Source organism: uncultured Albimonas sp., assembly GCF_963977235.1.
In the GTDB taxonomy this organism is placed as follows: Bacteria; Pseudomonadota; Alphaproteobacteria; order Rhodobacterales; family Rhodobacteraceae; genus Albimonas.
Genome location: NZ_CAXBOD010000044.1, coordinates 1 through 26460, shown reverse-complemented (window position 1 = coordinate 26460; position 26460 = coordinate 1). Strand labels below are relative to the sequence as shown.

At 70.4% G+C, this 26460-nt stretch carries 23 protein-coding genes; 3 read left to right on the top strand and 20 right to left on the bottom strand.

The window, feature by feature from the left end; genetic code table 11:
• Positions 1–3 precede the first annotated feature (3 nt).
• The 19 genes from AAC134_RS17395 to AAC134_RS17305 form a co-directional block, all read right to left on the bottom strand.
• Positions 4–1005 (bottom strand): branched-chain amino acid ABC transporter permease, encoded by a 1002-nt coding sequence (locus AAC134_RS17395; RefSeq protein ID WP_339950392.1) that lies wholly within the window; start codon positions 1003–1005, stop codon positions 4–6.
• A 40-nt stretch (positions 1006–1045) separates the two neighbouring features.
• Positions 1046–1804: an ABC transporter ATP-binding protein gene (locus AAC134_RS17390; protein ID WP_339950406.1), complete on the bottom strand. Its 759-nt coding sequence runs from the start codon at positions 1802–1804 to the stop codon at positions 1046–1048.
• Positions 1805–1946: 142 nt separating this feature from the next.
• Positions 1947–2570: a hypothetical protein gene (locus AAC134_RS17385; RefSeq protein WP_339950391.1), complete on the bottom strand. Its 624-nt coding sequence runs from the start codon at positions 2568–2570 to the stop codon at positions 1947–1949.
• A 293-nt stretch (positions 2571–2863) separates the two neighbouring features.
• A complete protein-coding gene (locus tag AAC134_RS17380) occupies positions 2864–4840 on the bottom strand; it encodes an AMP-binding protein (protein WP_339950390.1) in 1977 nt (658 codons plus the stop codon).
• Between the two features lie 367 nt (positions 4841–5207).
• A complete protein-coding gene (gene upp, locus AAC134_RS17375; protein ID WP_339950389.1) occupies positions 5208–5840 on the bottom strand; it encodes a uracil phosphoribosyltransferase in 633 nt (210 codons plus the stop codon).
• A gap of 194 nt (positions 5841–6034) precedes the next feature.
• Positions 6035–6691 (bottom strand): VPLPA-CTERM sorting domain-containing protein, encoded by a 657-nt coding sequence (locus tag AAC134_RS17370; protein ID WP_339950388.1) that lies wholly within the window; start codon positions 6689–6691, stop codon positions 6035–6037.
• Positions 6692–6895: 204 nt separating this feature from the next.
• Positions 6896–7861: an adenosine deaminase gene (gene add / locus AAC134_RS17365; protein WP_339950387.1), complete on the bottom strand. Its 966-nt coding sequence runs from the start codon at positions 7859–7861 to the stop codon at positions 6896–6898.
• 24 nt (positions 7862–7885) lie between these two features.
• Complete coding sequence (locus AAC134_RS17360) at positions 7886–9097, bottom strand: phosphopentomutase (protein WP_339950386.1); 1212 nt, start codon at positions 9095–9097, stop codon at positions 7886–7888.
• Positions 9097–10428 carry a thymidine phosphorylase gene (gene deoA, locus AAC134_RS17355; RefSeq protein WP_339950385.1) on the bottom strand — a complete coding sequence of 444 codons (1332 nt, stop codon included), beginning with the start codon at positions 10426–10428 and terminating at the stop codon, positions 9097–9099. The genes AAC134_RS17360 and deoA overlap by 1 nt, the downstream gene beginning before the upstream one ends.
• Positions 10428–11195, bottom strand: coding sequence for a deoxyribose-phosphate aldolase (gene deoC, locus AAC134_RS17350; RefSeq protein WP_339950384.1), 768 nt, complete (start codon positions 11193–11195; stop codon positions 10428–10430). The genes deoA and deoC overlap by 1 nt, the downstream gene beginning before the upstream one ends.
• The gene (locus AAC134_RS17345; RefSeq protein WP_339950383.1) at positions 11192–11977 is read right to left on the bottom strand and encodes a purine-nucleoside phosphorylase; all 786 of its coding nucleotides are present in this window, start codon (positions 11975–11977) and stop codon (positions 11192–11194) included. Before AAC134_RS17345 ends, deoC begins: the two co-directional genes overlap by 4 nt.
• 299 nt (positions 11978–12276) lie before the next feature.
• On the bottom strand, positions 12277–12687 hold the full coding sequence (gene cdd / locus AAC134_RS17340) for a cytidine deaminase (protein ID WP_339950382.1): 411 nt from the start codon (positions 12685–12687) through the stop codon (positions 12277–12279).
• Between the two features lie 10 nt (positions 12688–12697).
• Positions 12698–13285 (bottom strand): histidine phosphatase family protein, encoded by a 588-nt coding sequence (locus tag AAC134_RS17335; RefSeq protein ID WP_339950381.1) that lies wholly within the window; start codon positions 13283–13285, stop codon positions 12698–12700.
• Positions 13285–14250: an ABC transporter permease gene (locus AAC134_RS17330; RefSeq protein ID WP_339950380.1), complete on the bottom strand. Its 966-nt coding sequence runs from the start codon at positions 14248–14250 to the stop codon at positions 13285–13287. Before AAC134_RS17330 ends, AAC134_RS17335 begins: the two co-directional genes overlap by 1 nt.
• Positions 14250–15365, bottom strand: a complete 1116-nt coding sequence (locus AAC134_RS17325) for an ABC transporter permease (RefSeq protein ID WP_339950379.1) — start codon at positions 15363–15365, stop codon at positions 14250–14252. The genes AAC134_RS17330 and AAC134_RS17325 overlap by 1 nt, the downstream gene beginning before the upstream one ends.
• Positions 15362–15838: a hypothetical protein gene (locus tag AAC134_RS17320; protein ID WP_339950378.1), complete on the bottom strand. Its 477-nt coding sequence runs from the start codon at positions 15836–15838 to the stop codon at positions 15362–15364. The genes AAC134_RS17325 and AAC134_RS17320 overlap by 4 nt, the downstream gene beginning before the upstream one ends.
• A gap of 101 nt (positions 15839–15939) precedes the next feature.
• Positions 15940–17478: an ABC transporter ATP-binding protein gene (locus AAC134_RS17315; protein ID WP_339950377.1), complete on the bottom strand. Its 1539-nt coding sequence runs from the start codon at positions 17476–17478 to the stop codon at positions 15940–15942.
• A gap of 70 nt (positions 17479–17548) precedes the next feature.
• The gene (locus AAC134_RS17310) at positions 17549–18622 is read right to left on the bottom strand and encodes a BMP family ABC transporter substrate-binding protein (protein ID WP_339950376.1); all 1074 of its coding nucleotides are present in this window, start codon (positions 18620–18622) and stop codon (positions 17549–17551) included.
• Positions 18623–18705: 83 nt separating this feature from the next.
• Positions 18706–19695 carry a BMP family ABC transporter substrate-binding protein gene (locus tag AAC134_RS17305; RefSeq protein WP_339950375.1) on the bottom strand — a complete coding sequence of 330 codons (990 nt, stop codon included), beginning with the start codon at positions 19693–19695 and terminating at the stop codon, positions 18706–18708.
• 309 nt (positions 19696–20004) lie between these two features.
• On the opposite strand from AAC134_RS17305, the gene AAC134_RS17300 reads away from it, so the two are divergent.
• Positions 20005–20448, top strand: coding sequence for a cupin domain-containing protein (locus AAC134_RS17300; RefSeq protein ID WP_339950374.1), 444 nt, complete (start codon positions 20005–20007; stop codon positions 20446–20448).
• A gap of 34 nt (positions 20449–20482) precedes the next feature.
• Here AAC134_RS17300 and AAC134_RS17295 read toward each other — a convergent pair whose 3' ends face one another.
• Entirely contained in the window at positions 20483–21412 is a 930-nt protein-coding gene (locus AAC134_RS17295; protein ID WP_339950373.1) for a hypothetical protein, read from the bottom strand.
• 547 nt (positions 21413–21959) lie between these two features.
• Between AAC134_RS17295 and AAC134_RS17290 the strand changes: the two genes are divergently transcribed.
• Together AAC134_RS17290 and alaS are read left to right on the top strand one after the other, a co-directional pair.
• The gene (locus AAC134_RS17290; RefSeq protein ID WP_339950372.1) at positions 21960–23216 is read left to right on the top strand and encodes a cytochrome P450; all 1257 of its coding nucleotides are present in this window, start codon (positions 21960–21962) and stop codon (positions 23214–23216) included.
• Between the two features lie 375 nt (positions 23217–23591).
• A complete protein-coding gene (alaS, locus tag AAC134_RS17285) occupies positions 23592–26249 on the top strand; it encodes an alanine--tRNA ligase (RefSeq protein ID WP_339950371.1) in 2658 nt (885 codons plus the stop codon).
• Positions 26250–26460: the final 211 nt, after the last annotated feature.

The window sequence follows — 26460 nt, the reverse complement described above, 5'->3', positions numbered from 1 at the left end:
GATCTAGACCCTCTCGATGATCTTGTCGCCGAACAGGCCCTGGGGTCGGAACACCAGGAAGATCAGCGCCAGCACATAGGCGAACCAGTTCTCCGTGGCGCCGCCGACCATCGGGCCGATCCAGTATTCGAACAGCTTCTCGCCCACCCCGATGATCAGCCCGCCGACGATGGCGCCGGGGATCGAGGTGAAGCCGCCCAGCATCAGCACCGGCAGCGCCTTGAGCGCGATCAGCGACAGCGAGAACTGCACCCCCGACTTCGCCCCCCACATCGAGCCCGCGACCAGCGCCACGAACCCCGCGATGGTCCAGGTCACCACCCAGATGAAGCGCAGCGAGATGCCCACCGAGAGCGCCGCCTGATGGTCGTCGGCGACCGCCCGCAGCGCCCGGCCGATGCGCGTGTACTGGCTGAAGGCCGTCAGCGCGATCACCAGCGCCACCGCCACGCCCGCCGCGATCAGGTCGAGCTTGTCGATGTACATCCCGTAGAAGCCCGAGTCCTCGGGCGCCCAGCCCACCGTCATGTCCTCGATCCACAGGCTGCCGCCCTGGGGCAGGCCCAGATCCAGCGCCTTGATGTCCGAGCCCCACATCAGGTCGCCGAAGCCTTCCAGGAAATAGGCGAGGCCGATGGTGGCCATGAACAGGATGATCGGCTCCTGGTTGACCAGATGCTTGAGGATGATCCGCTCGACCAGGATGGCGAACAGCAGCATCACCCCCAACGCGCAGATGATCGCGAGGATCGTGGGCATCTGCCAGCCGAAGCCGTGGATCTCGGTGCCCAGCACGGCGTTGATCAGCTCCGCGAAGGGCACCTGCCCGTCCTGAAAGCCGACCAGCGTCAGCGCCGCGAACAGGGCCATGACGCCCTGCGAATAGTTGAAGATGCCCGAGGCCTTGAAGATCAGAACGAAGCCGAGCGCGACGAGCGAATACATCACTCCCGTCAGCAGGCCGTTCAGGATCACCTCGATCGTGTAAAGAAATTCGGCGCTCATGCCGCGGTCCCCTCCCTATGGATCGCGTCGATGGAAAGGGTCAGTCGTGGCTGACGCCCAGGTAGGCGTCGATCACGTCCTGGTTGGCGCGGACCTCTTCGGGGGTTCCGTCCCCGATCTTGCGTCCGTAATCCAGCACCACCACCCGGTCGGCGATGTCCATCACGACGCCCATGTCATGCTCGATCAGGGCGATGGTGGTCCCGAACTCGTCGTTCACGTCGAGGATGAAGCGGCACATGTCCTCCTTCTCCTCGACGTTCATGCCGGCCATGGGCTCGTCCAGAAGCAGCAGCTTGGGCTCGGCGGCGAGCGCGCGGCCCAGCTCGACGCGCTTCTGCAAGCCGTAGGGGAGGCGGCCGACGGGGGTCTTGCGGATCGCCTGGATCTCGAGGAAGTCGATGATCTCCTCGACCCGGCGACGGTGGGCGACCTCCTCGCGCTGGGCCGCGCCCCACCACAGGCAGTGCTGCCAGAAGCCCGCCTTCATCATGGTCATGCGGCCCGTCATGATGTTGTCGAGCGTCGTCATGCCCTTGAACAGCGCGATGTTCTGGAAGGTGCGCGCGATCCCCTGCTGGGCGATCTCATGGGGCTTCATCGGTCCGCGCTTCTTGCCGTGGAACCAGATCTCCCCCTCCTGGGGGTGATAGAAGCCGTTGATCACGTTGAGCATCGAGGACTTGCCGGCCCCGTTGGGGCCGATGATGGCGCGGATCTCGTGCTCCTTGATGTCGAAGGAGATGTCCTCGATCGCCGTCACGCCGCCAAAGCGCAGCGTGATGTTCTTCATCTCCATCACCGTGCCGCCGAAGCGCCGCGGCTCGATGCCGTGGGCCTCTTCCTGACGGGCGTAGGCGACGTCGTCGGACGCCGCCTCGGCTGCATGAATGCTCACTCGCGCCTCCCTTCGCGAGCGGCCGATGGACCTCCCCGTCCGATCAGCCGCTGCTGTTGATGCATTCGCCCACGCCGACGGGTTCCTCGACGGCGGCGAAGAAGAGGAAGGCGTTGCTGGCGCCTGCCTCGATGGCGATGGACACGTTCACCCCGCTGCGGGTCTCGCCGCGGGTCTTGATCTTGCGCGCGTAGATGCGGTTGTCCCCGAAGGAGCAGGCCACGTCGCGGAACGTGCGGTTGTCGGTGTTGTTCTCGATCCAGCTCTCGAACTTGGCGATGGCTTCGGGAATGTTGATCGGAACCGTGGTCGAGGTGCTGATCGGAAACGCCACGCGGCAGCCCGTGTAGGTCTCGGCGCCGGCCACATGCTCCATGTGCACGAGGATCGGCACCGTGCCCGGCGCATGCCAGGCGACGCCGTTCGAGCGGACATCGATGCGGTTGGCCTCCAGCGGGTCCATCGGGGCGAGGTCGCCGGTCACGATGGCCGCGTTGCGCATGATCGGCTCGGCGCAGCGATGGAAGGCGAACTCGTACCAGTCGTCTTCGGTCTCGCCGGCAAGGGCGGGCGCGGCCGGCGCCAGCGCGGCAAGGCCTGCGAGAGGAAGCGCGAGCGCCAGCCTGCGCAGGCCCACGCGCGCGGATCCCAGAAGGTCGGGGCGCATCTCGTTACTCCGATACTGGCGACGGAGACCCCGCCGCTTACGCACACCCGACGCCCGGGGCGCGCAGGCCGCGGCGGAGCGATCCTCCGCGCGCGGGCCCGGGCGTGCGCCGGACATCGTGAACGAGAAGTTTACACCGATCCGCGTTGTGAAACACCCTTGCATCGCCCGGCATGACGCCGCGGCCGCCCGCGCGCCCGCGCGCCCGCCCACGTCCGCCCGCGCCCCGTGGGGGCGCAGGTCGGACGCTCCGCGCCCCGCAGGGGCGCCGAGGGCGAACGGCGGGCGAAGGCTCATTCGGCGGCGACCTTGGCGGCCGAGGGGAACACCTTCGCGTCGCGGATCTTCAGCGTGGCCGTGATCTCGCCCTTGCGCCCGTCCTCGTAGGTCACTTCGACCGAGGCGAAGATCTCGGACGAACCGTCGTAGAGGGCCTCGATCAGGGGGGCGTAGCGCTCCTCGACGATGCGGCGGCGGACCTTGCGGGTGCGGGTCATCTCGCCGTCGTCGGCGTCGAGCTCCTTGTGCAGCACCAGGAACCGATGCACCTGGCAGCCCGAAAGCATGTCGTCCTGGGCGAGCGAGGCGTTCACCTCCTCCATATGCTCCTGGATCATGTCGTAGACCTTGGGATGGCCCGCGAGCTCCTGGTAGGAGGCGTAGGAGATGTTGTTGCGCTCGGCCCAGTTGCCCACCGCCGAGAGGTCGATGTTGATGAAGGCCACGCAGCGGTCGCGGTCGGCGCCGAAGACCACCGCCTCGAGGACCGAGGGGTAGAACTTCAGCTTGTTCTCCACATACTTGGGCGCGAACAGCGCGCCGTTCGCAAGCTTGCCGACATCCTTGGCGCGGTCGATGATGCGCAGGTGGCCGGTGCCTTCCTCGAAGAAGCCGGCGTCGCCGGTCGCGACCCAGCCCTGCGCGTCCTTGGTGTCGGCGGTCGCCTCGGGGTTCTTGTAGTATTCCTGGAACACGCCGGGGGAGCGGTAGAAGATCTCGCCGCTCTCGCGGACCTGGATCTCGACGCCGGGAGCGGGCACGCCGACGGTGTCGGCGCGGACCTCGCCGTCGGGATGCACGGTGATGAACACCGAAGCCTCGGTCTGCCCGTAGAGCTGCTTGAGATTGATCCCGAGCGAGCGGTAGAACTGGAAGATCTCCGGCCCGATCGCCTCGCCCGCGGTGTAGCCCACGCGCACGTTCGAAAGTCCCAGCGCGTTCTTCAGCGGCGCATAGACCAGCAGCTCGCCCAGCGCGTACTTGGCCTTGTCGCCCGAGGACACCGGCTTGCCGTCCAGGATGTCCGGGCCGACCTTGCGGGCATGGGCCATGTAGGTGTCGTAGAGCTTCTTCTTGAAGGGGCTGGCGTCCTCCATGCGGATCGAGACGGTGGTCAGCAGCGTCTCGAAGATCCGCGGGGGCGCGAAGAAATAGGTCGGCCCGATCTCCTTGAGGTCGGACATCATCGTCTCGGGGCTCTCGGGGCAGGAGACGCAGAAGCCCGCCACGTAGGCCTGGCCCATCGAGAAGATGAAGTCCCCCACCCAGGCCATCGGCAGGTAGGCGAGCACGCTGTCCGTCTCGACCAGCTTGTCGAAGTCGACCGTGGCGCGGGCGGTGAGGATGATGTTGTCGTTGGACAGCACCACCCCTTTCGAGCGCCCGGTCGTGCCCGAGGTGTAGAGCATCACGCAGGTGTCGGCGCCGGTCTGGGCGGCGCAGACCGCGTCGATCCTGGGGCCCGCCTCGGTCGCGGCGTCGCGGCCGGCCTGGACCACCTCGCTCAGCGGGTGCAGGACGCGGTGGTCGTATTTGCGCAGGCCGCGGGGGTCGAGATAGATCATCTGGCGCAGGGACGGCGCCTTCTCGAGCTCGATCACCTGCAGGAGCTTGTCGACCTGCTCCTGATCCTCGACGATGGCGAACACGGCGCCGGAGTGGTCGAGCACATAGGCCATCTCGTCGGCGGCGGCGTCGGAATAGACCGGGACCGGGATCGCCCCGCACATCTGGCACGAGACCATCGACCAGTAGAGCTGCGGGCGGTTCTTGCCCACGATGGCCACCCGCTCGCCCGGCTGCAGGCCAAGGCCCGCCAGGCCCATGGCCAGCGCCCGAGCCTCCTCGCGCAGCTCCGACCAGGACCACGACTGCCAGATGCCGTACATCTTCTCGCGCGCGGCCGGACGGTCGCCGCGGCTGCGGGCGTTGTGGTCGAGGAGCTTCGGAAACGTGTCGAGCGCGCCGTTCGGCGCGGGCGAAGTGCTCACCGGCGATGTCCTCCCTTGGAACCGCCGCGGGCCGCGACGGGTCACACCTCCCAGAACGCGTTCGGGTCCTCCGTCGACGGGGCTGCGGCCGGGTCTCCCAATCCGGTCGCGGTCGGCGGCGCGGCTCTGTGGCCGCGAAACATTCGAACGCTGTCGATTCTCTTACGGCGCCGGGGCGTTGGACGCCAGACCCGCGGACGGGCCGAATCCGGCGTCGCTGCAAATTTCACGCATCTGCTCTGCGATTGCGTCGGCCCGGAAATCCTCGCGCCCTGAAACAGTTGCGCGCCGGCGGGGCCGGCGGGCGCCCGAACCGCAGGTCGGGGAAGCCTGATCGCCGGTCAGGGCCCGGGACGGGCGCGGGCCCTCACTTGGTGCCGAACATCCGGTCGCCTGCGTCGCCCAGGCCCGGCACGATATAGCCCTTGTCGTTGAGCTTCTCGTCCAGCGCGGCGGTGACGATGCGCACGTCGGGATGCGCCTCCTTCATCCGGGCCACGCCCTCGGGGGCGGCGAGCAGGCACAGGAAGCGGATGTCGTGGGCCCCGCGCTCCTTGAGCAGATCGACCGCGGCGGCCGAGGAGTTGCCCGTCGCCAGCATCGGGTCCACCACCAGCACCGGCCGGTCGGCCAGATCCGCGGGCACCTTGCAGTAGTATTGCACGGGCTTGAGCGTCGCCTCGTCGCGGTAGAGGCCCACGAAGCCCACCCGCGCGGCGGGCGCAAGCTCGAGAATCCCGTCGAGCAGCCCGTTGCCCGCCCGCAGGATCGAGACCAGCGCCAGCTTCTTGCCGGCCAGGACCGGGGCGCGCATCTCGGTCATCGGGGTCTCGATGAGCCGCTCGGTCACGGGCAGGTCCTTCATCGCCTCGTAGCCCAGCAGCAGGCTGATCTCGCGCAGCAGCTGGCGGAACGAGGCGGTCGAGGTCGTCTTCTCCCGCATCAGGGTCAGCTTGTGCTGCACCAGCGGGTGATCGACGATGGTGAGATGCTCGGACATGGAGGGCTCCTGGGGCGCGGGCTCTTGCGGAGGGACTTGCCCCCTTCTGCCAGCACCGGCGGGGAGCGTCCATTCCAGACGTCCCCGCCCCGCCCCGCATTCCAGGCGTCCCCGCCCGGCCCTGCATTCCAGGCGTCCCCGCCCGGCCCCGCATTCCAGACGTCCCCGCCCCGCCCCGCCCCGGCCCCCGCGCGTCAGGCGGCCGGCGTTCCGCGCCGCCGACGGACCAGCGCCAGCGCGCCCAGACCGACCGCGAGCAGCGGCGCCGCCGCGGGGACCGGCACGGCGCCGACCGAGGCGGCCGAGATGCGGAACGGGGTCTCGTAGTACTGGTTGAAGGTGTAGTTCAGCAGGGAGGCGTCTCCGCTGTAGATCGCCCCGACCGTCGCGTGCGGGTTCCCCGCCAGGCTCCCGGCCCGCACGCTCTTGACGACGTTCGAGACGTCCGAGGCCACGATGCCATAGGTGGCGCCGGCAGAGAGGGTGAGCGACAGCGAGGAGAAATCGGCGCTCGCCGCCTTCGCGAAGGAGTTGTAGTCGAGGCCGGAGGAGACCACCCCGCTCACCGACCCCATCACCAGGGAGCCGGACACGTCGCCGATGCCGCCGTCGAACGCGACGATCGACAGGGTCATGGTGTCGCCGGGATCCGACCCGCCGAGGAGGATCTCCACCAGGCCCACGTCGAAGGTCGTGGCGTTCACGAACTGCACGCCGCCGACGACGCCCAGGGAGCTCGAGCCGGCGCTGACGCTCAGTCCCGAATAGTCGACGACGGGCGTCGCTGCGGCGGCGAAGGGCGTCGCGGCCCCGAGCGCGCCGGCGACGGCGAGTGCGAATACGGTGTTCATGGCAGCCCCTCGAGTTCCATCAGCGTGGGGCGAACTAGACACCAATCTGACGCAGGGGCAGCTCTGATCGGCCGGATTTTTGACGCCACGGAAATTATGTCCGCGTTGGCGCCGAACTGGTTGCAAACCGGCAACAGACTCGAGCGTCCTGGAGCCAGCTGCCGCGGCGACCGCGCCGCCCGGATCGCGCGATGGGCGCCTGCCCTAAAGCTTCGCCGCCAGCGCCGCTTTCGTCCCGGCGTCGCAGAAGGCCCCGTCCAGCGCGTCGCGGGCGATGGCGGCGAACTCCGCCTCGCCCCAGCCGAAGGCCGCGGTCAGCTCGACGTATTCGCGGTCCATGTCGGTGGCGAAGAACGGCGGGTCGTCGGTCGACACCGAAGCCGAAACCCCCAGCGCCCGGAACGGCGCGATGGGATGCGAGCGCCAGTCCGGAAAGCTCCCCAGCGCCACGTTCGAACCGGGACAGGTCGCGAGGTGGATCCGCTCGTCGAGGATCCGGGCCAGCAGGGCCGGGTCCTCGATCGCCCGCACGCCGTGGTCCACGCGGTCGAGCTTCAGCGCGTCCATCGCCGCGCGCACGCTGTCGGCTCCGCAGGCCTCTCCGGCATGGGCGGTCAGCTTCAGGCCGCCCTCGCGCGCGATCTCGAAGGCGGGGGCGAAGTCGGCGGGGTGAAACACCCGCTCGTCGCCCGCCAGCCCCAGCCCCACCACGCGCGGGTGATCGCAGGCCACCGCCAGGCGCGCCGCATGGACGGCGCGGTCGGGGCCGAGGTGGCGGATGGTGGTGGCGATGAAATTCGCCTCGATCCCCGTCGCGGCCCTCGCGGCCTCGGCGCCTTCCGTGATCGCGGCGAGGTATTCGGCGAAGCGGACCGAATCGCCCTCGGCCACGTGGTCGGACGAGATCGCGAGCTCGGCGTAGATCACCCCGTGGGCGGCGCACTCGCGCAGCACCGCCTCGGCGAGCTGGCGGTGGTCTTCGGGCGTCGCGAACAGGGCCGCGACCCGGTCGTAGGCGCGCAGGAAGTCGGTGAAGTCGGTCCAGGCGTAGCCGCCGCCCTCGGCGAACATGCCGGAGGTGTCGACGCCCTTGCGGGCCGCGAGCTCACGGGCGAGCGCGGGGGGCGCGGCGCCCTCGATATGCAGGTGAAGTTCGATCTTGGCGGTCATCTCGGACTCTTCCGTGGTGCGGGGCTAGAGGAACGATGCGCCGTGCCGCCCGGGCGCGAGGCCCAGGTGGGCGGCCAGCGTCTCGGCCACATCGGCAAAGCGCACGATCCCGTGGGCGCCGGGCGCGAGGTCGGGACCCGCGCACAGCACCGGAACCCGCTCGCGCGTGTGGTCGGTGCCGGTCCAGGTGGGGTCGTTGCCATGGTCGGCGACGATCATCAGAAGGTCGCCGGGTCGAAGAAGCCTCAACGCCTCCGGCAGGCGGGCGTCGAAGGCCTCGAGGTGGCGGGCGTAGCCGGCGGGATCGCGGCGGTGGCCGAAGTCGCTGTCGAACTGCACGAAATTGGCGAAGACGAAGTCGCCGGGGGCGGCGTCGCGGATCGCCCCGCAGGCGAGCGTGAACAGGGCCATGTCGTCGGGGCCCTTGAGGCTTTCCGGCACCCCCTGCCCCGCGAAGATGTCCTGGATCTTGCCGACCCCCACCGTGCGCCCGCCCGCCTCGACCACGCGGTCGCACAGCGTCGGCTCGGGCGGGGGCACGGCGTAGTCGTGGCGGTTGGCGGTGCGTCGGAAGCTGTCGGCGCCCTCGCCGACGAAGGGACGAGCGATGACCCGGCCCACCCGCAGGCCCATGTCGTCGAGGATCGCGCGGGCCTCGGCGCACAGCGCCTGCAGGCGCTCCAGCCCGAAGACCTCCTCGTGGGCGGCGATCTGCAGCACGCTGTCGGCGGAGGTGTAGACGATGGGGCGCCCGGTCGCGACGCTCTCCTCGCCCAGCCGGGCGATGATCTCGGTGCCCGAGGCGTGCTCGTCGCCCAGGATGCCCGGCAGGCGGCCCGCCTCGATCAGCCGCTCGACCAGCGCGCCGGGGAAGGCGGGGCGCGTGTCGGGGAAGTAGTGCCAGTCCTGCGAAAGGGGGGCGCCGGCCAGCTCCCAGTGGCCGGTGATGGTGTCCTTGCCGGCCGAGACCTCCTGCCCCGCGGCGAAGGTCGCCTCGGGGGCGAGGCTGAGCCCCGGCGGCACGGCGCCCGAGGCGAGCGCGGCGGCCTCGCCCAGGCCCAGCGCGCAGAGGTTGGGCAGCGACAGCGGGCCGGCGCGGCCCTGATCGGCCCGCCCCTCGGCGCATTCGCGCGCGATATGGCCGAGCGTGTTCGACCCCTCGTCCCCGAAGTCGGCGGCGTCCGGCGCGCCGCCGACGCCCACCGAGTCCATCACGAACAGGAAAGCGCGCGCCATCACGCGTCCCCCTGCACGTCCTGGGGGCCGATGCGGCCGAGGATCGCGTCGGGGATCTCGGGCGCGCCTTCGCCCACGGTGTAGGCGGCGATGACGCGCGCAGCCGCGCGGCGGGCGTCGTCGTGGCTGCGGGCGTGGACGCGCGCGAGCGGGAAGTCGCCGTCGACCACCGCTCCGATCGGCGCGCAGTCCGAGAGTCCCACCGCGGGGTCGATCGCGTCTTCCGGCTTGCGCCGGCCGCCGCCCAGCTCGACCACCGCGTTGCCGAGCGCGCGGCCGTTGACCGCCTGCACGATCCCCTCGGCGGGCGGGGGGATGTCGAGGACCACGGGCGCATCGTCGAGATGCAGCGAGAAGCTCTCGACAAAATCGTTGGGCCCGCCAAGCGCCGAGACCATGCGCGCGAACGTCTCGGCCGCGCGGCCGTTCTCGAGCACGCGCGACAGGCGCGCCTGCCCGTCCTCGGCATTGGCGGCGATGCCGGTCAGGGCCAGCAGTTCCCCGCCGAGCGCCACGGTCACGTCCCACAGGCGCGGGTCGACCTCGGCCCCGGTCAGGAAGCGCACGGCGTTGGCGACTTCCAGCGCGTTGCCGCAGGCCGAGGCCAGCGGCTCATCCATGTCGGTCACCAGCGCCGAGGTCCTGCATCCCGCCCCGTTGGCGACGCCGACCAGGGAGCGCGCCAGCGCCTCGGCCTCCGCGCGCGTGCCCATGAAGGCGCCCGAGCCGCACTTGACGTCGAGCACCAGCGCGTCGAGCCCGGCCGCGAGCTTCTTCGACAGGATCGAGGCGGTGATCAGGTCCAGGCTCTCGACCGTGCCGGTCACGTCGCGGATGCCGTAGAAGCGCTTGTCGGCGGGCGCGATCTCGGCGGTCTGGCCGATCACGGCGCAGCCGACTTCGCGCACCACCCGCTCGAGCGCGTCCGCCCCCGGGGCCACGTCGTAACCGGGGATCGAGGCGAGCTTGTCGAGCGTGCCGCCGGTGTGGCCCAGCCCCCGCCCCGAAATCATAGGCACGTAGACCCCGCAGGCCGCCAGCGCCGGCGCCAGCATCAGCGAGACGTTGTCGCCCACGCCGCCGGTCGAGTGCTTGTCGGCCACCGGCCCCGGCAGATCCCATTTCAGGACCTCGCCCGAGTCCCGCATCGCTTCGGTCAGGACCACCCGCTCGGGCAGGGTCATGCCCTGGAAATAGACGGCCATGGCCAGCGCCGCCACCTGCCCCTCGGAGACGGCGCCCGAGGTCAGCCCCTCGACGAAGAAGCGGATCTCGTCGGGGTCCAGCGCCTGGCCGGCGCGCTTCTTGAGGATCACTTCCTGGGGCAGCATCAGTAGCCCTCGGCGGCCGTCACGGGGGCGGCGCCATTGAGCGTCGCGATCAGGCTGTCGAGCAGGCCCGAGGCGCCGAAGCGGAAGGTCTGGGGGCTCGCCCAGCCCTCGCCCACGATCCTGTCGGCCATCTCGAGATAGGCCCAGGCCTCGGCGGTGGTGCGGATGCCGCCGGCGGCCTTGAAGCCGACGGGGCGGTCGGCCGTCGAGATTGCGGTCAGCAGGATCTCGGCCGCCGAGAGGGTGGCGTTCACCGGCACCTTGCCCGTCGAGGTCTTGAGAAAGTCCGCGCCCCCCTCGATGGCCGCGTCGGCCGCCCGGCGCATCATCCGGGCGCTTGCCAGCACCCCGGTCTCGAGGATCGCCTTGACCGGCGCCTCGCCGGCGGACCGCTTGACGCGCTCGACGCGCGAGCGGACCGAAGCGTCGCGACCCTCCATCAGGTCGCGGTAGGGGATCACCATGTCGATCTCGTCGGCGCCTTCAAAGAGGGCGGCGCGCGTCTCCTCCATCGCCTCCTCGTCGGTGGCCTCGCCGGAGGGGAAGACCACCACGGTGGCGATCTTCACGTCGGGCGCCGCGAGGTCGCGCGCCAGTCGGGCAAAGCGCGGCCACACGCACAGCGCCGAGACCGAGCCGAACCGGGTCACCGCCCGCTCGGCCAGCGCCCGGATCGCCGCGTCGTCGCAGTCGTCGTTGAGGTTGGTCAGGTCGAGGCAGCGCAGCGCGAGGCGGGCGGCGTCCTGTTCGGCGAGAAGGTCGGTCATGCGAAGCTCCGCACGAAGGCGCGGACCAGGGCGCGGAAGCGGACCTGGGCCTTGGCGGCCTCCGATTTCGTTTCGGCGTGGGACAGCGGCTTGCCCGTCATCCCCGCCCCGTAGTTGGTGATCACCGAGACCGCGGCGACCTCGAGCCCGAGGAACCGCGCGAGGATCGTCTCGGGCACGGTCGACATCCCCACCGCGTCGGCGCCCAGCACGCGGGCGGCGCGGATCTCGGCCGGGGTCTCGAAGCTGGGGCCGGAGAACCAGGCGTAGACGCCCTCGTTGAGGTGCTCGTCGGCGGCTTTCAGGCGGGCGCGCAGGTGGGGGGCGTAGGCGTCGACCATGTTGACGAACCGGTCGTCGGTCGCCTCGCCGATCAGCGGGTTGAGGCCCGAGATCGACATGTGATCCATCAGGCTCATCAGGGCGCCCGGGGGCATCTCGTCGCGCAGCGAGCCCGCCGAGTTGGTCAGCAGCAGCGTGTCCGCGCCCAGCGCCTTCACCGTCTCGAGCGCCGGGCGCATCACCGCGGCCTCGCCCTTCTCGTAGTAGTGGGCGCGGCCCGACAGGAGCGCCACGCGCACGCTTTCCAGCTCCCCGATCACCAGCGCGCCCGCGTGGCCCGAGACGCCCGAAACCGGGAACCCCGGCAGCTCCTCGAAGGGGAAGGCGGTGGCGTCCTCGAGATCGTCTGCCAGCGCGCCGAGGCCGGAGCCGAGCACGAGGCCGAGGCGAACCGGGGCGCGCCCGGCCCGGTCGCGGATGATGTCGGCGGCGGCGGTCATGGACGCTCCTTGCTTGCGCGACGGCTGTGCGGGGCCCGGCGGGCCGGTCCCGTGGCATCTAGGCTTCGCCCAGCCGGCGCGCCAGTGCAATCGCGGATGGAGACGCGCGGCGAACCCGGGGGCCGAGCCGCGCTCACGCCGCCGCAGCTCCGCTCGCGCTTGACGGAACGCGTGGCCCTGCGGCCTGCACCCCGCGCCAGGCCGGAGGAAGGCGCGACCGCGCCCGGCGCGCCGGGGTGGGCGGGCGGGAGGCGTGCCGGGCGCGGGCGCGCCGTCGCCCCCCGCGCAAGGCCGCCGGCCTAGTCCTCGCCGTCCATCGCAAAGCCTGCCGGCAGCAGCTCGGCCAGCGTCCAGCTTGCGCGGATGCCCTCGGCATTGGCCGAGTGGACCACGGTGTCGGGGCGCCCGAACTCGGCCAGCCGCTGGCGGCAGCCGCCGCAGGGGGTCAGCGGGGTCGAGAGCTCGCCGGCCACCACCACCTCGGTGATCACCCGGTCCTGGGGCGTGCGGGCGGCCATGATCATGTGGCCGATGGCGGTGGTCTCGGCGCACCAGCCCTCGGGGAAGGACTGGTTCTCGATGTTGGCGCCAGAGTGGATCGCCCCGGAGGCGGTGCGCAGCGCCACCCCCACGGCGAAATTCGAGAACGGCGCATAGGCCTTGGCGCGGGCGGTCAGCGCCGCGCGGAACAGATCCTCGGGTCCGGTCATGCGCGCGCCCTCAGACGTGGAGCCGCGCGGGCGCGACCCCCTCGAGCTCCAGGATCTTCCACTCGCCCCGATGCGCGTGCACCGCCGTGGGCTGGTTGATCAGTTTCCAGTGCTGCGGCCCGAAGCTGTCCGAGAGATGGGTCATGGCGATCGAGAGCACGCCGAAATGGCAGGCGAGCGCCGGCTTCTTCGCGCCCGAGGCGCGGATCGCCTCCAGCGCGGGGACAAGCCGGGCCCAGACCTCGTCCATCGTCTCCGACCAGGGCGCGCGGTAGTGGCGGTCGCCCACCATCCTGGGCGCATGATCCTTCATGTCCTTCAGCGCGGTCGGCGAGATCTGCCACTCCTGCAGCCGTCCGTCGACGACGATCTCCAGGCCCGCGGCCTTCGCGAAGGGGGCGATCGTCTCCTGGCTGCGGCGGTAGGGGGAGGCGAAGATCGCGTCGATGCCCTCGCCTTCGAGCCGTTTCGCCAGGGTCACGGCGTCGGCCGCGCCCTTCTCGGTCAGCGGATCGCACAGGCCCTCGCCCGATTTCTCGCAGTGGCGCAGGATCACGAGGTCCATCTCTCGCAGACCCGGATCGGGGGGAAAGGCCATCACCGCTCCTTCACGTAGGGCGTGCCGCCGGCCTTGGGCGGGATCGCCTTGCCGATGAAGCCCGCCAGCAGCACCACCGTCAGAATATAGGGCAAAGCCTGGATCAACTGAACCGGCGCCTCGCCGATCAGCGGCAGCTCCTTGCCCTGCAACCGGATCGCGGCGGCGTCGAGGAACCCGAACAGCAGGCAGGTCGCCATCACCTGAACGGGGCGCCACTTCGAGAAGATCAGCGCGGCGAGCGCAATGAAGCCCTTGCCCGCGCTCATGTCCTTCACGAACCCCGCCGACTGCGCGATGGCGAGATAGCTCCCCGCCAGCCCGCACAGGATCCCCGCGCAGACCATCGCCATGTAGCGCAGCCCCGCGACCGAGATCCCGGCCGTGTCCACCGCCGCCGGGTTCTCGCCCACCGCCCGCAGCCGCAGGCCGAAGCGGGTCCGGTAGAGGACCCACCAGCTGAACGGCGCGGCCAGGAACGCCACGTAGACCAGCAGGTAGTGGCCCGAGAGCAGCTCGGAATAGATCGGCCCGATCACGGGGACGTCGCGCAGGGTCTCGGCGAAGGGGAAGGTGATGGTCTCGAACCGCCCCTCGCCCATCAGCGGAGGGGTGCGCCCGCCCTGCTGGAACCACGCCTGCCCCAGCAGCACGGTCAGCCCGGCGGCAAGAAAGTTGATCGCCACGCCCGAGACGATCTGGTTGCCGCGAAAGGTGATGCAGGCCGCGCCGTGGATCAGCGCGAAGACGATGGCCACGACCATCCCCATCACCGCCCCCAGCCAGGGCGAGCCGGTGACCGCCGCCGTCGCCGCCGCCGCAAAGGCCGCCGCCAGCAGCTTGCCCTCGAGCCCGATGTCGAAGACGCCCGAGCGCTCGGCGTAGAGCCCCGCCAGAGCGGTCAGCAGCAGCGGCGTGGCGAGCCGCACGGTCGAGTCGAGGATCAGGATGACGTCGAGAAACATCAGGCCGCCCCCGCTTTCGCCCGGCCCTCGGGCCGTCTGGCGAAGAATCGCGCCACCACGGGGCGGAACATGAACTCCAGCGCGCCGGCGAACAGCACCACCAGCCCCTGGATCACCACGATCATGTCGCGGGTGATGGCGGGCATCTCGAAGCTCAGCTCCGCCCCGCCCTGGTAGAGCACCCCGAACAGCAGGGCGGCCAGCGCCACCCCGACCGGATGTGCGCGCCCCATCAGCGCCACGGCGATGCCCACGAAGCCGGCCCCGCCCGCAAGCTCGAGGAACAGCCGGTTCTGGTCGCCCATCACCGGGTTGAGCGCCATCATGCCCGCCAGCCCGCCCGAGATCATCATCGTGATCACGGTGATCCGCACCGGGTTGATGCCGGCATAGACGGCGGCGGTGGCGCTGGCGCCGAAGGTGCGGATCTCATAGCCCAGCCGGGTGCGCCAGATCAGCGCCCAGACCCCCACGCACGACAGCAGCGCGAGGAAGAACGACAGGTTCAGCGGCGCCCCACCGATGTCCTGGCCGAACAGCTCCATGAACCAGCCGATCTTGGGCAGACGCCCGGCCTCCTCGAAGGTCCGGCTCTCGGGCGCCATGGTGCCGTCGACCTTGAGGACGTTGACCAGCAGGTAGACCATCAGCGAGGCGGCGAGGAAGTTGAACATGATCGTGGTGATCACGATGTGGCTGCCGCGCTTGGCCTGGAGGTAGGCGGGCACGAAGGCCCACCCCGCCCCGAAGGCCGCGCCCGCGACGATGGCCAGCGGCGCGATGATCCACCACGGCAGGATCGCGTCGAAGGCCAGACACACCAGCGCGACGCCGAGCCCCCCGATATAGGCCTGCCCCTCGCCCCCGATGTTGAACAGCGAGGCGTGGAAGGCCACGGCGACGCAGAGCCCGGTGAAGATGAAATTCGTCGCATAGAACAGCGTGAAGGCGATCCCCTCGCCGAAGCCGAAGGCCCCGTAGAGGATATGCTCCACCGCCTCCACCGGGTTCTCCCCGATCAGCATCACGACGCCGCCCGCGATCAGGAAGGCGACGATGAGGTTCAGGAGCGGGATCAGGCCGAGATCGACCCAGCGGGGGAGTTGGGCGTTCATTCTTTAACCTCCCCATCTAGCTCCGCAACGAACTTATCGATGACCTCAAGCACAAGTAGGTTCACATTGTTGGGACGCACAAAAATTGAGCCAGAAGAGCCGTATGTCTTTGAAAAAAAACCGTCCTGATCATATGAAAACTGATACAGCTGCACCTCCACAACTCCGTAGCAGAAATCTCCGGAAGTACGTTCGCTCAATACATTAACATCAAATCTAAATTTTGCCTCGTTTCTATCATAAACGATCTTATGGCCGCGAGATTCTAGCTTCGAAATTAAGTGCGACCTTGTCTCGGCAATGTTCGTCCAACACCCGCCTGTGGCCTCGTCGGTCACAATGACTGCAAGATCCGAACCAACGAAACTATCCTTGAGAACGCCCACCCAAGAGTGCGCTGGTATCGTTGCAGCGAACAACACAGAAGCACCAACGACACCAATACCTGCTGCCAGCCGCGCGAAGTCCAGCACTATAATGTCTCCCTAGCAGGCGTTGCTCGCACAGCGTTCATTGCTCTGCGCCGAGCCGAATTGTAGGCGAGTGTCGAGCTGTGAAATGGCACAAGAATTATTCACGCCGCGTCCTCCTGCTCGACGCCGCTCATCAGCAACCCGATCTCGCGCTCGTCCGCCCCCTCCGACAGCTCCCCCATCACCCGGCCGTCGAACATCACCAGGATGCGGTCCGAGAGCGCCCGGATCTCGTCGAGCTCGACCGAGACCAGGAGGATGGCCTTGCCGGCGTCGCGGAGCTCGATCAGGCGGCGGTGGATGGCCTCGATGGCGCCGACGTCGACGCCGCGGGTGGGCTGGCCGACGATCAGGACCTGGGGGTCCTGCTCGATCTCGCGCGCCAGCACGATCTTCTGCTGGTTGCCGCCCGAGAAATTCGCCGTCTTCAGGTCCGGGTTCGGCGGGCGCACGTCGAAATCGCGCATGTGCTGCTCGCAGGCCGCGCGGATCGCGGAGCGGTCGAGGAACAGGCCCGGCGAATAGCGGTCCTGCATGTGATAGCCCAGGATCACGTTCTCCTTGGCCTGGAAGGCGGTCACGAGGCCCATGCGGTGGCGGTCCTCGGGGACGTGGGCGAGGCCCATGCGGCGCAGCTCGGCGGGATCGGCCACGGTGCGCGCGTCGCCGCAGACCTCGATGCCGCCCGAGGTGACGGGACGGATCCCCGCGATCGCCTCCAGCAGCTCGGACTGGCCGTTGCCGGCGACGCCCGCCACGCCCACGATCTCGCCCGCGCGCACCTCGAAGGAGACGCCGCGCAGACGCTCGACCCCCATGCCGTCGATCACCTGCGCGCGGTCGACCTTCAGGCGCACCTCGCCGGGGGCCGCGGGGCCCTTCTCGACGCGCAGCAGGACGCGGCGGCCGACCATCAGCTCGGCGAGCTCCTCGACCGAGGTCTCGGCGGTGGCGCGGGTGGCGACCATCTCCCCCTGGCGCATCACCGAGCAGCTGTCGGTCGCGGCCATGATCTCGCGCAGCTTGTGGGTGATCAGGATGATCGTCTTCCCCTGCGCCTTGAGCTGGGCGAGGATGCGGAACAGCTGGTCCGCCTCGTCCGGCGTCAGCACGCCGGTGGGCTCGTCCAGGATCAGGATCTCGGCCCCGCGGTAGAGGGCCTTGAGGATCTCGACCCGCTGCTGCTGGCCGACGGGAAGGTCGCCCACCACGGCGTCGGGGTCGACGCGGAGCTGGTATTCCTTCTCGAGCGCCACCAGCTCGCGCCGCGCGGCGGCCCGGCCTCGGTTCAGCAGCGCGCCCCCCTCGGCCCCCAGCATCACGTTCTCGAGCACGGTGAACGGCTCGACCAGCATGAAGTGCTGGTGGACCATGCCGATGCCGAGACTGATGGCGGCCTGGCTGTCGGGGATCGAGACCTTGCGCCCGCCCACGAAGATGTCGCCCGAGTCGGCCTGGTAGAAGCCGTAGAGGATCGACATCAGCGTGGACTTGCCCGCGCCGTTCTCGCCGATGATGCCGTGGATGGTGCCCGGCTCGACCCTCAGGGCGATGTCCTTGTTGGCGTGGACGGGGCCGAAGCTCTTGTTCACGCCGACCAGCTCGATCGCCGGCGCGCCTGGCCTGGTCGTGGCGCTCATCCGCGGACCTCCCTCCCCTGCCCCGGCCGGGTGGCCGGGGGGTCGCGTCGTTCGTCGGGACCTGGCCCGGTCACTCGACCGGGCAAGGTCCGTCCACGGTGCTGTCGTGGACCTTGATCTCGCCGCTCGCGATCAGGGCGGCGGCCTCGTCGGCGGCCGTCTGCATCTCGGGCGTGATCAGGTCGCGGTTGTGGTCGTCGAGCGCCCAGGCGATGCCGCCCTCGGCGATGCCGAGGCTGACCACGCCCGGCTCGAACCCCTCGGGCCCGGCGCCGAAGGTCTCGCGGACCGCGACGTCGACCTTCTTGAGCATCGAGGTCAGGACCTGGCCCGGGTGCAGGCCGTTCTGGTTGGAGTCGGTGCCGATGCCCAGCACGCCCGCGTCGGCGGCGGCCTGGAGGACGCCGATGCCGGTGCCGCCGGCGGCCTGCATGACCACGTCGGCGCCCTGCTCGATCTGGGTGCGGGCGATCTCGGCGCCGCGGACCGGATCGGACCAGGCCGCGGGGGTGTCGCCGGTGTAGTTGACCAGCACCTCGACCGTGGGATCGGCCGCGCGGGCGCCCTGGATGTAGCCGCAGGCGAACTTGCGGATCAGGGGGATGTCCATGCCGCCCACGAAGCCCAGCTTGCCCGACTGCGAGGCCATGGCGCCGAGCATCCCGACCAGGAACCCGCCCTCATGCTCGCGGTAGACGACCGAGCGGATGTTGCCGCCCGAGACCACCATGTCGACGATGGCGAAATGCGCGTCGGGGTATTCGGGCGCGACCTTGGCGAGCGCGGCCGCGTGGTTGAAGCCGATGGCCACGATCGGGTCCTTGCCGTTGCGCGCGAAGGTGCGCAGCGCCTGCTCGGACTGGGAGGCGTTCTCGATCTGGAACTCGGCGAAGCTCTCGCCGGTTTCCTCGGCCCAGGCCTTGGCGCCGGTCCAGGCGCCTTCGTTGAAGCTCTTGTCGAACTTTCCGCCGGTGGAATAGATCACCGCGGGCTCGGCATGGGCCTGTCCGCCCAGGGTCAGGGCTGCCAGCGCCAGCGCGCCGGCGCAGAGCGCGCGGGACGGGCGGCGGCGGGCGCGCGCGACCAGGGGACTCGCGGGGGCGAAGACGCGGGGGGCGCGCGGGCGCCTCGGGCCAGCGTTCATGGGGAGATTCCGGAACTGCGCAGATCGTCGCGAGGACGGCCGGCGGGCGCGCGCCCCGCCGGCCCTCGTGTTGGGCGCGCCGCTCAGTAGGGGCAGGCGCTGTCGGACATGTAGTCGTGCACGCTCACCTCGCCCGAGATGATCGCGGCCCGGGCCTCTTCGACCGCGGCCTTCATCTCGTCGGACACGAGCCCGGCGTTGTGCTCGTCCATGGCCACGCCGACGCCGTCTTCGGCCAGGCCGAAGACCTCGAAGCCCGCCGACCAGTTGTCGTCCTTGACGTCCATGAAGGTCTCGTAGACCGCCACGTCGACGCGCTTGAGCATCGAGGTCAGGACCGAGCCCGGCGCCAGGCCGTTCTGGTTGGAGTCCACGCCGATGGCCAGCTTGCCCTCGTCGGCGGCGGCCTGGATCACGCCGATGCCCGTGCCGCCCGCGGCGTGATAGACCACGTCCGCGCCCGAGGAGAACTGCGACTTGGCAAGCTCGGTGCCCCGCGCGGGATCGTTCCACGCGGCCGGGGTGGTGCCGGTCATGTTGGCCACGACCTCAGCGCCCTCGATCGAGGCGACGCCGCCCTTGTAGCCGCATTCGAACTTGCGGATCAGGGGGATGTCCATGCCGCCGATGAAGCCGACCTTGCCGGTCTCGGAGGCCATGGCCGCCATGATGCCCACGAGGTAGGAGCCCTCCTCCTCCTTGAACACGATCGAGCGGACGTTGGGCTGGTCGACGACCATGTCGACGATGGCGAAGTGGCTGTCGGGGAACTCGGGCGCCACCTTCTCGAGCGCCGCGGCGAAGGAGAAGCCGATGGCCACGATCGGATCCGCGCCGCGCTGGGCGAAGCGGCGCAGGGCCTGCTCGCGCTGGGCGTCGTTCTGGATCTCGAACTCGGAGTATTCGACCCCGGTGTCGGCCTTGAACTTCTCGGCGCCGGTGTAGGCGGCCTCGTTGAAGGATTTGTCGAACTTGCCGCCGTGATCGTAGATCACCGCGGGCTTGAGCTCCGCCTGGGCGGCCACGGCGCCGAGCGCGAGCGCGGAGGCCGCTGCGAGAAGGGTGCGGATCATTCGTGGTTTTTCCTTTGCCTCGCGGGCCGCGAGCGGCCCTCCTGTCGGTATGCGCGAGACCCTCGGGTCCGGCTCCCCCCGGGCGCCCTGGCCGCCGGGGCGGGGTCGGGACCTCGCTGCGACGCACACGGTCGCGCGGAATCGAAACGCTTGCAAGAGCGGACGCAGGGTCGCGCGGGGCGTGAAAGCGGGGCGGCGCCGAGGCGCGGGAGGGCCATGGGGCGCGTCCGCGCGTGACGCGGCGTCCCCGGCGTGCCTAGGATCGGCCGCGCCCTCGTCCGAGGTCACGCCCCCTTCCGGAGATGCCGAATGCGCGCCTGCCCCGTTCTCGTTGCTTCCCGCCTTGCCGGCGGCGTTCTGCTGGCGCTGGTCGCGGCGCCGCTCGCCGCGGAGGACTCCTATCCGCCGCTGCAGTCGCTGCTGAGCGCCTCGACCGACGTGCTCGGCGCGCCGATCGCCTGGCCCGAGGGCGAGGCGCAGCTCAACGCCGCGATCGTGACGATGCGTCCGGGCCAGAACACCGGCCTGCACCGCCACCCCGGACCGATGTTCGCCTGGGTGCTGGAGGGCGAGATCACCGTCACCTACCGCGACGACGCCGGAACGGTGCGCACCTACCGCAAGGGCGAGGCCCTGATCGAGGCGCAGGAGGTCGCGCATTCGGGCGTCAACACCGGCGCGGGCCCGCTGCGCCTGCTGGTGGTGATCCCCGGCGCAAAGGGTCTGGCCGCCACGGTCTCCCTGCCCGAGTGAGCCCGGCGGCGCCGGGCGTCGCCCGGGCGCCCGCCTAAAGCAGCAGCAGCTTCTTGGCGACCTTGAACACCTCCTCGAGCGGCAGCTCCGCCGCGCCCGCGGCGGCGAGCGGCAGCAGCGCCGCCGCGCCGATCGGAACCAGGGCGGCGCGCGCGAAAGGCAGCGTGCCCAGCTTCCTGGCCGCGGCGTAGAGCTTGCCCGGATCCGGCGCCCCGTCCACCTCGTCCGCCGCGCCGGGGGCCGCGCAGTTGTCGCCCAGCACCTTGCGCTCGTCCTCGCGCCCGTGATGGGTGGCCAGCGCCGAGGCCGCCTCCATCGCCGTCTTCTTCAGCGCCGAGAGCGGCGGGAAGAACGCCAGCAGCGGAAGCCCGAACAACGCCATGACCACCGCCAGCCAGCTCCCCATCACCGCCACGAACACCGTCGGCTCGGCGGTTCCGGCCAGCACCTGACGCATCAGCGCCGCCCCCAGCACGCAGGAGATCGCAAAGACGTGGAGGGCGAAAACGTTCGGATAGCGCCCCAGGAAGCCGAGGCCCCCGTAGCCGTCGGGATGAAACAGGCTCAGCCGCAGCTCCAGCCCCGCCACCCGGCGCAGCAGCAGCCCCCAGATCACCAGCGCCCGCAGCCAGCGCAGCACCAGAAAGGCGAAGACCGTCACCGAGACCAGCGCCGCCCAGATCCCCGCGACCGTCGCCCCCCCGCCCTCGGTCGCGGGCCGCGCATACCATGCTCCCCCCTCGGGCGAGGTCGTGTTGACCAGGGTGAACACCCCCAGCCCCAGGGCGATCGCGGCGGTGACCAGCTCTGCGACACGGGAATCGCGGCGACGCAGCGCCTCGGCGAGGCGCGCGGCCATCTCCGGCATGTCCCGCCGCGCCACCAGCGGCGAGTCCGTGAACCGCTCGACGATGTCGTCGAGGCGCAGGTCCACGCTCCGCTCGGCCAGGGTGAAGATCGCCACGAGCAGCAGGAACCGCGTCCAGGGCGAGGGGTCGAGCAGGTAGGGATGCGCCTCGAGCGGCCCCCAGGCGGTCCCCGCGAGCAGCGACAGCAGCAGCGCCCCCCCCCCAGCAGATCGCCGCCAGCAGCGCCGCCCGCGCGGGCGCGGTCGCGGCCCGCTCGTGCACCCGCGCGAGCATCCGGTGCAGGTCGTGATAGGGCCCGCCCCCCAGCAGGGCGAAATCCTCGAAGACCGCGGGGCGAGGCGCGTCGCCCCGCGGTCCGCGCGCTGGCGTCGCTGCGGCCGGGGCCGGATCCTCGGCGGCGTCGGTCATCGCCCCTCTCCCTCTCAGGCCGGGGCCCGGTCGAGGACGGCCCCGCCCCAGGATGACGCGGCGGAGCCCGGCCTGCAACTCGCGCCTGACGCGAAGCTCCGCCCCGCCTGCCGCTGCGTCACGCGAAAACGCCGGACACAATCGTTTCCGCGAACGTCACTCCCGGTGTATCCTGCGCCCACCAAGCACAACGAGCCGGCGCGCAGCCGGCCGCCAGGCGCCAGGGAGGATGCCATGCTGAAGATGACCGACGAGGCGCTCGCCGCCGCGGAGGAGGAGGCGCGCACCACGCCGCTCGAGGACTTCGACGTCTCGCGGCCCGAGCGGTTCGCCGCCGACGTCCACCGCCCGTTCTTCGCGCGCCTGCGCCGCGAGGCCCCGGTGCACCTGTGCCGCGAGAGCGAGTTCGGCCCCTACTGGTCGATCTCCTCCTACGAGCAGATCATGAAGGTCGACACCGACCACCGCCGCTTCTCCTCGCTGGGCGGCATCTCGCTGGGCGAGCGCAATCCCCAGTTCAACCCGCGCAGCTTCATCTCCGAGGACGCGCCGGTGCATCCCAAGTGGCGCAAGCCCGCGATGCCCGCCGTCGCCCCCAACCGGCTGGGCGACCTCGAGGCGCTGATGCGGGGCCGCATCGCCTCGGTGCTCGACGACCTGCCGGTGGGCGAGGAGTTCAACTGGGTCGAGCGGGTCTCGATCGAGATCACCACCCAGATGCTCGCCACCCTCTTCGACTTCCCGTGGGAGGAGCGTCACAAGCTGCCGTTCTGGTCGGACGTGGTGACCTCGAACCCCGGCATGGGCAACAACAGCCTCGACGAGATGGAGCGCCGCAAGATCCTGATGGAGTGCCTGTCGGCCTTCCAGGGCCTGTGGGAGGCCCGCAAGGACGGCCCGCCGGCGATGGACTTCATCTCGCTGATGGCCCAGCACCCGGACACGAAGGATTTCGCCGACGATCCGTTCACGCTGCTGGGCAACCTGATGCTGCTGATCGTGGGGGGCAACGACACCACCCGCAACTCGATCTCGGGCGGGGTGCTGGCGCTGAACCGCCACCCCGAGCAGTATGACAGGCTGACCGCCGACCCCTCGCTGATCCCCAACATGGTCTCCGAGATCATCCGCTGGCAGACGCCGCTCGCCTACATGCGCCGCACGGCGCTCGAGGACGTGGAGCTCGACGGCCACACGATCCGCGAGGGCGACAAGGTGATCATGTGGTACGTCTCGGGCAACCGCGACGAGGCCAAGTTCGCCGAGGCCGACGACTTCGACATCGCCCGCAAGAACGCGCGCAACCACGTCGCCTTCGGCGCCGGCGTGCACCGCTGCATGGGCAACCGGGTGGCCGAGATGCAGCTGCGCCTGGTCTGGGAGGAGATCCTCAAGCGCTTCTCGCGCGTCGAGGTCACGGGCCCGCCCGAGCGCGTCACCTCCAACTTCGTGCTCGGCTACGAAGACCTGCCCGTCGTCCTCCACCGCTGACTCTCCCAGGCGCGCCGCGACCCCGCCCCGCGGCGCGCCCGGCCTCCCTCTCACGCCCCCCGCCCGCCACAGGCCACGGCGCAACGCCCGCCCCGGGCGCCAAGCGCCTGTTCTCCGGAGCCGTCTCTCGCTGATGCCGATCAGAGGCGCGCCCCCCTGTTCTCTGGTGAGTCAGGAGCGTCCTCGGCATAAGCCACAGACGCGCCGCCGACGCTCCTGGTGACAACGCCCCTCCCAGGTCAAAGCCCGCCCGCAGGGCGCCTCCTCCCCGCCTGCCCCTCTTGCCCCTAAGCCCCCCCCGCCCTACACATCCGCGCGCGCAGTCCTGCGCCCGACCGACGAGACCGCCGCGACACGATACGGAGCGCGACACGCATGATTTCCGGCAACCAGATCCGGTCCGACTTCCTGGGCTTCTTCGAGAGCCGCGACCACAAGGCCGTGCCCTCCTCGCCCATCGTGCCGCGCAACGATCCCACCCTGATGTTCACCAACTCGGGCATGGTCCAGTTCAAGGACGTGTTCACCGGGCTCGAGACGCGCCCCTATTCCCGCGCCACCACCTCGCAGAAGTCGGTCCGCGCGGGGGGCAAGCACAACGACCTCGACAACGTCGGCTACACCGCCCGCCACCACACCTTCTTCGAGATGCTGGGCAACTTCTCCTTCGGCGACTATTTCAAGGACGTCGCCATCGAGCAGGCCTGGACCGTCTCCACCCAGGTCTTCGGCCTGCCCAAGGAAAAGATCCTCGTCACCGTCCATGCGACCGACGACGAGGCGGCGGAGCTGTGGAAGAAGATCGCGGGCCTGCCCGACGAGCGCATCATCCGCATCAACTCCGACGACAACTGGTGGCGGATGGGCGACACCGGCCCCAACGGCCCGTGCTCGGAGCTGTTCTACGACCACGGCCCCGAGGTCTGGGGCGGCCCTCCGGGCTCCCCGCAGGAGGACGGCGACCGGTTCATCGAGTTCTGGAACCTCGTCTTCATGCAGTTCGACACCCACGCCGACGGGTCCTCGACGCCCTTGCCCAAACCCTCGATCGACACCGGCATGGGGCTCGAGCGGGTCACCACGATCCTGCAGGGCAAGCACAACAACTACGACACCGACCTGTTCATGCCGATCATCGGGGCCTCGGCCGACCTGACCGGCCAGGCCGCGGACGGCGAGATGCAGACCTCGCATCGGGTGATCGCCGACCACCTGCGCTGCGCGTCGTTCCTGATCGCCGAGGGCGTGCTGCCCTCCAACGAGGGTCGCGGCTATGTGCTGCGGCGGATCATGCGCCGCGGCATGCGCCACGCGCACCTGCTGGGCGCCAGGGACCCGCTGATGCACCGGCTGGCGCCCGCCCTGATCGACCTGATGGGCGGCCACTACACCGAGCTGCGCGAGGCCGAGGGCCTGATCAAGGAGACGCTCCGCGCCGAGGAGCTGCGCTTCAAGGCCACGCTCGACCGCGGCCTGAAGCTGCTCGACGCCGAGATCGAGGGCCTGGAAGAGGGCGCCCCCCTGCCCGGCGACACCGCCTTCAAGCTCTACGACACCTACGGCTTCCCGCTCGACCTCACCGCCGACATCCTGCGCGGGCGCGAGCGGGAGGTGGACCAGGCGGGTTACGACGCCGCCATGGCCGAGCAGAAGGCCAAGGCCCGCGCCTCGTGGTCGGGCACCGGCGACGTCGGCGCGCTGAAGGTCTGGTACGACATCCGCGACCGCGTCGGCCCGACCGAGTTCCTGGGCTTCGCCGACACCCGCGCCGGCGCGACCCTGGTGGCGCTGGTCCGCGAGGGAGAGGAAGTGGAGTCGGTCTCCGGGACCGAGCCGTTCGAGGCGGTGTTCAACCAGACTCCGTTCTACGCCGAACAGGGCGGCCAGCAGGGCGACCGCGGCGAGGCGACGACCGGCAAGGGCGTGAAGCTCGAGGTGCTCGACACCCAGAAGCGCGCCGACGGGGTCTATGTGCACAGCTGCCGGATCGTTTCGGACGACGCGCACGTGGTCTCGGCCGGCGAGAGCGCGACGCTGCAGGTCGCCCGCGACCGGCGCGAGGCGCTGTGCGCGCACCACTCGGCGACCCACCTGCTGCACGAGGCCCTGCGCCGGCGGCTCGGCGACCACATCTCCCAGAAGGGCTCGCTGGTGGCCCCCGACCGGCTGCGCTTCGACATCTCCCACGGCGGCCCGATCTCGGCCGAGGAGCTGGCCGACGTCGAGCGCGAGGTGAACGCCCGCATCCGCGCCTGCACCCCGGTCGAGACCCGGGTCATGCCCATCGACGAGGCCCGCCAGTCCGGCGCGCGCGCGCTGTTTGGCGAGAAATACGGCGACGAGGTCCGCGTGGTCTCGATGGGCGGCACCGATCAGGGCGAGAACCACCCCTGGTCGATCGAGCTCTGCGGCGGCACCCATGTGCGCAACACCGGCCAGATCGGCTTCCTCAAGGTCCTGCGCGAGGAAGGCGCCGCGGCGGGCGTGCGCCGGATCGAGGCCGTGGCCCACGAGGCCGCCGAGGCCTACGTCGCCCGCCAGTCCGGGATCGTGTCGAAGGCCGCCTCGGCCCTCAGCGCCACCCCCGACGAGATCGTCGGCCGCATCGAGGCGCTCTCGGCCGAGCGCCGCGGGCTCGAGCGCGACCTGGCCGAGGCCAAGAAGAAGCTCGCCACCGGCGGCGGCGCGGCGCAGGTCGAGATGATCGGCGACGTGGCCCTGACCCTGCGCGAGGTCGAGGGGCTCTCGCCCAAGGAGATGAAGTCCGCGGTCGACGAACTGCTGGCCCAGGCCCCCGGCGTGGCGGCGATGGCGGCGAAGTCCGAGGGCAAGGGCTCGATCGTGATCGGCGTGTCGCGCGCCTTCACCGACCGCGTCGACGCCGTGACTCTGGTCCGCGCCGCGGCTCCCAGCCTCGGCGCCAAGGGCGGCGGCGGTCGTCCCGAGATGGCCCAGACCGGCGGCCCCGACGGCGAGGGCGTCCCCGCGGCGCTGAAAGCGGTCGAAGAGGCCCTGCGCTCCGCGCTGGGCTGAAGCCGGCTCCGGGGCGGCGGAGGGAACGGGCGGCGGGCGTTCGGTTGCCGCCCGCCGCAGTCCGGGCAATCGGCAACGAGCGGTCTGCAGGCGCCCTGCGGGCGGGCTTGGCTGCGTTGCGCCGGATGGGATGGAGCGCCCGGAGTGAGGGGCGACAGCCTCCGGCGGGCTCCTGACTCACCCAAGAACAAGCCCCGCGCCTGTTCTCCGG